This window comes from Plasticicumulans sp., from assembly GCF_035331805.1.
Classification (GTDB): Bacteria; Pseudomonadota; Gammaproteobacteria; order Competibacterales; family Competibacteraceae; genus Plasticicumulans.
In genome coordinates this window covers 1-4,408 of the sequence record NZ_DAOLKE010000293.1, presented here as the reverse complement: position 1 = coordinate 4,408, position 4,408 = coordinate 1, and the positions used below count along the sequence as shown (strand labels likewise).

Annotated in this window: 2 protein-coding genes; one reads left to right on the top strand and one right to left on the bottom strand. The window is 73.6% G+C overall.

The window, feature by feature from the left end; translation table 11 throughout:
* A partial coding sequence (gene eutC, locus PKE44_RS15525; protein ID WP_324552895.1) for an ethanolamine ammonia-lyase subunit EutC occupies positions 1 to 798 on the bottom strand: 798 nt, incomplete at its 3' end.
* Positions 799 to 1,072: 274 nt separating this feature from the next.
* On the opposite strand from eutC, the gene PKE44_RS15520 reads away from it, so the two are divergent.
* On the top strand, positions 1,073 to 4,360 hold the full coding sequence (locus tag PKE44_RS15520; protein WP_324552891.1) for an EAL domain-containing protein: 3,288 nt from the start codon (positions 1,073 to 1,075) through the stop codon (positions 4,358 to 4,360).
* Positions 4,361 to 4,408: the final 48 nt, after the last annotated feature.

Genomic DNA, 4,408 nt, shown 5'->3' with positions numbered 1-4,408 from the left:
CCCGAGCAGAAAGTTGCGCCCCGCGCCCGCGCCGCCCGGCAGCCGCGCAATCTCGCTGTCGTCCTTCAGTCCGACGCCGCTCAGGCTCCGGCGGCGGGCCTCGTTCATCAGGTGGGCGAGGCGGTGTGCGGCGGCCGGGTACGGCAGGCCGGCGGGGCGGACGTTGCTGATGCAGTTGCGCTCGGCGTCGCTGCGGCCGGGGCGGGGTGACCAGGTGAGATACAGGCCGAGGCTGTCGGGGGAGCTCAGGCCCGGGCGTTCGCCGATCAGCACGACGACCAGGCGCGCCCCGAGTGCGGCGCCGATCTCGTCGCCGATCGCGACGCGCCCCTGCTCGACCAGCGCCAGCGGCCCGGGCGTCCAGCCGTCCAGTCTTGGCAGCAGCGCAGTCAGCAGCGCCGCGGCGTGCTCGTGCACGGCGCGCGCGGAGAGGCCATCGGCGATCACGAAGCCCACGTCGCAGGCCGTGACCGGCCGGGCGGCGAGCAGCGCGCGCGAGGCTTCGTCGAGCCGGCGGCCGAGGTCGGGGCGCTGCAGGTATTCGAGGCGGTCGGCGGCGGCCGAGTGCAGGTCCAGGACTTCGAGTCCGCTCGCCTGCGCCAGCGCCGCGTGCAGGGCGGCACGCTCGAGCGGCAGATGCACGGCGTCGCGGGCGCGGGCGTGGTCGAGCTGGAAGGCCAGATGCGCGGCGCTCGGCAGGCTGAGGCCGGCGCGCCCGAGCGCGATGCGCGCATCGGTGTGCCGGCGCAGCGCCGTCCACGGGTTGGGAGTGACGGGCGGGGGCGGGGTGTCGGTCATCGGCGGCGCTCCGGTGGCGGTGGCGGCGTCCCGGCCGGGGCTTGCGGCAGCGCGCTGCGTGCCGGCGGCGGGGATCGGTCCATCCTGAGCCGCCGGGCCATCCGGGTCCACCGAGGCGTCTGCCGGGCGCTGCGCGCCGGCCGGTCGAGCCGGATGTCGCAAGCTGTGGCGCCTGCGTATGCGGCAATGCGGCTTGGATAGACTGGCCGCGTCCGCCGATCGGCACGGTTCCGTGGCGGGCCGATCGCTCCCGAGCCGCCACCGGTCTGCGCCGATGACTCCGTCCCGCCGCGATGCGCTGCGCATCGCGCTGATCTATGCGGCCTTCGCCGCCATCTGGATCCTGTTCTCCGACATCGCCGCCGAGGCGCTGGCGCCGGACCGGGCGTGGCTGACGCGGCTGTCGATGTACAAGGGCTGGCTGTTCGTCGGGGTCACGGCGCTGCTGCTGTACGCGCTGATCCGCAGCACGCTCGCGCGCGTCGAGGCTGCCGAGGCCGAGCGCGTGCGGCTGTATTCGGAACTCGCCGCGCAGCTGCGCACCTTCGACACCGTGCTGTCGGCCTGTCCGGACCTGTTCTTCCTGTTCGATGCCGACGGGCGCTGCCGCTACATCAGCCGCAACGGCCTCGACCTGCTCGGGCTGAAGGCCGTCGCCGCGCACGGGCGCACGCTGTTCGAGCTCGGCCTGCCGCCGGCGGTCGCGGCCAGCTGCGAGACGGCACGCCTGCGCGCGCTCGGCAGCCGCGACATCGTCACGCACGAGATCGATCTGCCGGGTGCGCAGGGAGCGCTCTGCTACGAGATCCTGCACTGCGCGCTGCCCGATGCCGCCGGGCGCGCCGGCGGCACGCTGGCGACGGTGCGCGACCTGAGCGCGCGCAAGCACGACGAGCGCCGCATCCGCCAGCTCACCGAGCTGTACGCGGCGCTGAGCGAGACCGGCCGCGCCGTGATGCGCGTGCGCAGCCGGGCCGAGCTGTACGCGCAGGTCTGCCGCATCGCCACCGACCACGGCGGACTCTGCTTCGCGTGGATCGGCACGCTCGATGCCGCGGCCGCCTGCGTGCGCCCGCAGGTGTTCAGCGGCACGGCCGGCGATTACCTGCATCAGCTGCAGGTCTTCCCGGCCGGTCCGGACGCCGTCGGTCCGGTCGCCGAAGCCATGCGCCGCGGAGCACCGAGCGTCGAGAACGATCTGCTGGCGATGCTCGGACGCCTCGGCCTGCAGCGTGCGGCCGTGCTCGCCGGCAAGTACGGGCTGTGCTCGGCCGGCGTGTTCCCGCTGCGCGAGGGTGGATGCATCAGCGGCGTGCTGACCGTCTACGCCACCGAGGCCGGCTTCTTCACGCCCGAGCGCATCGGCCTGCTGGCGGCGATGGCCGAGGAGATCGGCCACGCGCTCGATGGCCAGCAGCTCGCCGAGGAGCGCGCGCGCGCGCAGGCGCGGCTGGCCGAGAGCGAGAGCCGCTACCGCGAGCTGTTCGAGGCCAGCCCGCAGCCGATGTGGGTGGTCGAGGCCGGCACGCTCGGTTTTCTCGCCGTCAACCAGGCGGCGCTCGATGCCTACGGCCATGCGCGCGAGCGCTTCCTGCAGATGGCGCTGCCCGATCTGCACGCAAGTGCCGGGGCGCCGTCCGGACTGCCGGATGCCGCGGATCGCGAACCCGGGGAGCCGGCGCGCTGTCAGGGGCTCGCGCGGCACCGGTGCGCCGACGGCCGGCCGATCGAGGTCGAGTGGGTCGCGCACGCGCTGGTCTGGAGCGCACGCGAGGCCTGGCTGATGCTCGTGACCGACGTGACCGAGCGCCGGCGCGCCGAGGCCGGGCTGCGGCTGGCCGCGCAGGTGTTCGAGGGCAGCGGCGAGGCGATCTTCATCGCCGACGAACAGCAGCGCATCGTGTCGCTGAACCGCGCCTGCGCCGCCATCACCGGCTACCCGGCGGCGGAACTGCCCGGCCAGCCGCTCGAACGCCTGCTCGGCAGCGACGACGATCCGGACGCCCTGGCTGCCTGCCTGCAGGCGCTCGCCACCGGCGGAGCCTGGAAGGGCGAGCTCTGGAGCCGCCGCTGCGACGGCTCGCCGTACCCGCAGTGGCTGTCGATGTCGGCGGTGCGCGATCCGGAGGGCCGGACCACGCATACCGTCGCGATCTTCACCGACATCAGCGAGCGCAAGGCCGCCGAGGCGCGCATCCGCCACCTCGCGCAGCATGACTTCCTGACCGGGCTGCCGAACCGCCGGCTGCTCGAAGACCGGCTGCAGCAGGCCGTGGCGTTCGCGGCACGGCGCAGCGGACGGGTGGGGCTGCTGTTCCTCGATCTCGACCGCTTCAAGATCATCAACGACACCTGCGGCCACCCGGTCGGCGATGCGCTGCTGCGCGAACTCGCCTGCCGGCTGACCGGGGTATTGCGCGAATCCGACACCCTCGGGCGTTCGGGGGGCGATGAGTTCATCGTGCTGCTGCCCGGACTCGATGACCCGGCCGATGCCGGGCGCGTCGGGCGCAAGCTGCTGGCGGCGATCTGCGAGTCGGTGCAGGTCGGCGAGCACGAGCTGTACGTGACCGGCAGCGTCGGCATCGCCGTGTATCCGGAGGACGGTCACGACGCCGAAACCCTGGTGCGCCACGCCGACACGGCGATGTTTCATGCCAAGCACGCCGGTCGCAACCAGTGCCAGTACTTCACGCCGGCGATGAACACCGCCAACGATGCGCGCATCTGGCTCGAGAACGCGCTGCGCCGCGTGCTCGAACGCGGCGAGCTGCGCCTCGAATTCCAGCCGCAGGTCGAGGTGGCGAGCGGGCGCACGCTCGGTGCCGAGGCGCTGCTGCGCTGGCGTCACTCCGAGCGCGGCGAGATCGCGCCGGCGGACTTCATCGCGGTGGCCGAGGACTGCGGGCTGATCGTGCCGATCGGCGCCTGGGTGCTGGAATCGGCCTGCCGGCAGGCGCGGGAATGGCTCGATGCCGGCCTGCCGCCGGTGCGGCTGTCGGTGAACGTCTCGGCCGTGCAGTTCCGCTCCCCGGGCCTGGGCGCGAGCGTCGCCGCGGCGCTGGCGGCGAGCGGGCTGGAGCCGGGCTGGCTGGAGCTGGAGATCACCGAAGGCTGCCTGATGGAGGACGCCACGGCCGCGCGCACGACGCTGGAGGCGCTGCGCGCGCACGGGGTCAGCATCGCCATCGACGACTTCGGCACCGGCTATTCGAGCCTTGCCTACCTGAAGCACTTCCCGATCCAGCGCCTGAAGATCGACCGCTCCTTCGTCAGCGGCCTGCCCGACGATGCCAGCGACGCGGCGATCGCGCGCGCGATCGTGCATCTGGCGCAGAGCCTGCGCCTCGAAACCGTCGCCGAAGGCGTCGAGACCGCCGCGCAGCGCGACTTCCTCGCCGGATTCGGCTGCGAGTCCGCCCAGGGCTGGCTGTGGTCACGCGCGCTCGACCCCGATGCCTTCGCCGCCCGGCTGCTGGCCGAGGCCAGCGGGGCCGCCGGTGGCCACGACCCGGACTGCGCCTGCGGGCACTGCCTGAGCCGCAGCGATCATCCGCTCTGAGGCCGGACGGCGGCCGCGAGCGCGGATGATCGCTGCGGCTCAGGCAGT